Source organism: Oligoflexus sp. (genome assembly GCF_035638955.1).
GTDB lineage: Bacteria > Bdellovibrionota_B > Oligoflexia > Oligoflexales > Oligoflexaceae > Oligoflexus.
This window is the reverse complement of record NZ_DASQYZ010000406.1, coordinates 1-3,340: the sequence shown is the minus strand read 5'-3', so window position 1 is coordinate 3,340 and position 3,340 is coordinate 1. Positions and strand designations below refer to the sequence as shown.

General features: G+C 50.8%; 2 protein-coding genes. One reads left to right on the top strand and one right to left on the bottom strand.

Annotation, left to right across the window (positions count from 1 at the left end):
* Positions 1–199 precede the first annotated feature (199 nt).
* Positions 200–463 (top strand): hypothetical protein, encoded by a 264-nt coding sequence (locus VE954_RS34805; protein WP_324961765.1) that lies wholly within the window; start codon positions 200–202, stop codon positions 461–463.
* A 739-nt stretch (positions 464–1,202) separates the two neighbouring features.
* On the opposite strand, the gene VE954_RS34800 is transcribed toward VE954_RS34805, so the two are convergent.
* Positions 1,203–3,340: DUF5906 domain-containing protein (locus VE954_RS34800; RefSeq protein WP_324961763.1), on the bottom strand; the 2,138-nt coding region annotated here is incomplete at its 5' end.

Below are 3,340 nucleotides of genomic sequence, written 5' to 3'. Positions count from 1 at the left end.
TGAAGCCAGAGAAATGGCTGCCCTGGACTTATCGAACAACGCTGGCCGCCATCCACAGCTAATCAACAATCAGATGCACCACCCTTCATATCTGTCAGGATTTTTTGGGTGAAAGTTGAGCTATTCCGCCGAAAGCTTACGTTTTCCCTGGGGCGAGCGGGCCATGAGTGGAAGATTCCCGGGGCGTTGGCCACTGCATATGAGATTCGCTGCTTTTGCTCAGGCATTGTTGCTAGCAGGGATAGGAGTCCTGGTATTTTCGTCCGCGCCTCTGGCAGCTGGACTGTCGTCGGAACTCCAGCATTTGGGTCGGCGGAGCATTCTCTGGATTTTTATTTTCATGATCGTGGCTGCTGTACTCAATACGATTACGCCTTCCCGGAAGGAGCGATGGCTTTGGGGGCCTGTCACCTGGCTGATGGCCATAACCGCCGGCACAATGCTCTATGTTGAAAAGGTCTAAAGCACATAACACTGCTTGTCATCGTCATGTTTCTCAGGCGGACCCGTCAGGCCATGTATGCGCCCAACGCCAGCCCTGCTGGGCCCATATGCACAGTTCAATCTGCCGGTATCGTCCTGTTATTCACTGCAGTAAAAATTTACGTTAGTAAGATTTTTCAGATAGTTATCGGCGATTCTTGAATTCCTATCAGGTGCAAGTTCCGGCAAATTTTGAAATCCCCTTCGCAGAGCTCTGCTCAGCAACAAAGATCAGGTCAATTTAACGGCATCCCTTCGATATTCACTGGGCGCGGAATTGCGCTTACCAAATACTTTCCAATAGTTAAGAGTCATTTTTAACGTGCGTGTTCAAAGTGATTCCTCTCTAATTCCATGGCCGGAATGAGCGACCTAATGAGGTCAAGCCCAGGACTGTCAGATTGATGCTGTGGTGACAAATTTGAGTGAGGTGACAATTCATTTTTTTTGGGTTTTGTACCCACCTTTATCCAATCGTTTCAGACTGTTAATCAGAAAACGCCTGTGGTGACATTTCAATCTCCATTCGCTCCCTGAAATATCCATTTTCTTCACTCATCGCACATCAGTGGTGAAGACCGGTAAATATTTTCTAGAGAGCAAATAGGAACTGAAATTGTCACCACCCTCGTGACCTAACTTATGATCTCAATATTATTAAGGAAAATTGGTGGCAAATCGGATTTTTCCTATTTTGTCACCACCTCAATCATAGGGGGCTAGTCCGCAGAACTGACCAGTGAAATTGGCCGACATGCCGGAAGGAGGTCAAAACTGCGTTCAGGAAGACAATGCTTTCTCCTCGTGCTTTGACGGGGGACAATTCCAAATATCGCCCGAGGCTTGTTCACTTTTGAGTAGGATACCGTCTGTGCCGGCAGCCCAAGGATACCGACCAGATAGTCCTTCACCGCAGAACGGGTAATCTTTTCGGCAGCGCAGACCCGATGAATCTCTGAAAGCAGCGTGTGCGGGATAAGTCGATTCACGCAGGCTGGATCCTTGAGGAGGGCCTTGATTCTATCGGCATCAAACAGCTCAAAATGCTCCGTTATGATCTCAGAAACCTCAGCATTGATCTCCTCCAGGTTTCTGAGAGTCTCTTCGTCATCGACTGGGACAAGGCCTGACGCGCCTTTAAACTTTTTCCAAAGCACTTGGCAGAGCGAAATGAAGTCGGGAAACTCATCAAGGAGGCGGTCTTCAAATGCCGCATTCAGCGGTCCATGATAGGTTTCCAGCTCGCAAACAACCAGTCTACGACGGTCAGCTTTCCGGGCCCTGGTCGCCGGCCGATTGTTTGACGCAACGATGATCAGAAGATTATTCCGAATCTCATAGGCCTGCTTTCCCTTTGGTTCGATCGTGATCGTGTCGGATCCTGTCACTCTTTTCCAAAGGTCGGTACGTACACAGCTGCCCCCCGGCTCTTCATCGACCAGAGCCAGCCGTCTGCCTTCAAATCGCACCGTGAAAAAGTTGTTGGGATTCGCAGGCCAGTCCGTTGAAATAGCTGCAGCTCCCAAAACTCTCTTCAGGACATTGAGAATGGAACTCTTGCCATCCTGACCTTCACCGTAGAGCCATAGATACTGCTGCGGCTTTGCATCAAGGTCCAGTACGCTTCCAAGATAGCAAAGGAAGCCCAGTTTGTTTCTCATGCGGGAAAGCTGCTCATGCCAGGTCGGGCATGTTTCTGCGAGCAGATCCATCGAGAATTTATCGGCTTCCGAATGGCTGTCAGGGACCGCAGCCAGATCCAGGCAATTCGAATTCGAGTCGATTTTGAGTACCTGCCATGCAAAACCGGTCTCACCTGGTCTTTTAAAAATCATTGGCTCAGAGTCGATCCGCGGGAGCCGATGCGCCAGTCGCTGTGCCAGAGCCTTCATCTGGTCTTCTGATAGGTTGACCTCGCCATAGTTCAGCCGACCTGCCGTGTCATACCATCGTACGAACTCATCAACGAAACTATCGGGCGGGACAATAACGACCTGCCCCATGTCCGAAACCGATACCAGAATAGGCGTGCATGCGCGGGACGATTCCCCGGTACCCGGGACGTAATTGCGAAAGCTCCTGGTGAAGGGGAAAACCGTATCAAGAGCGCCCTCCTCAACAGCCCTATCAAATGCCCTTCGCATATCAGCAGCGATATCGGTAGGACGCCACTTGACCTCAGCTCGGCTATGCTGGGCCAGGTCTGCCTGCCCTGAATCATCTTTTCCTGACTGAACTTCATGGTGAGATCGCGAGTTGGCCTTTGCATGGACCAGTGTCTTTTCAGACGTCCACCCCTCATCCAGGGCATCAGCGAGATCCCAGCCGTCCTCCAGCCCCTCCTGAGGCATCACAATTTTGGGGGTAAGGCCAATAGACCCGAGTGCAGTTGCAATCTTCAATGCGGCTTGCATTCCGGGCTGGTTCTGGAGAGGCAGAGGCTTGTCTGTTTTCCTGTCCCGCTTCTGGTCCGCGTCTGGCCAGATGAATTCGACGGTTCGTCCAGCCAGCTGACTCCAATCCGCCTTCGCGGGGTTGCCTGACCCGCCCTGCCAAGTAAGAACGATATGATCTGGAAAAAGCTTTGCGGCAGCAGCCACAGTCTTCTCACCTTCGACAATAAGAATGGGTGCATCAGGCCGTGCCTTCAGGTTTTCGAGACCGTAAATAGGAACAACCCCATTCCACCCTTCGATGGTTTTTTTCCATATAGGTCTTCCCTGAGCATCATGTGTGAAGGAAACTGGACAGAAATCCTTTTTACGCTCCCGATCGGGTGTGTCATATCGTGCAACAAAACCGATAGTCTGACCCTGCAAATTCTTGTAGCAATAAACCTGACTCGGCTTTCCGTGTT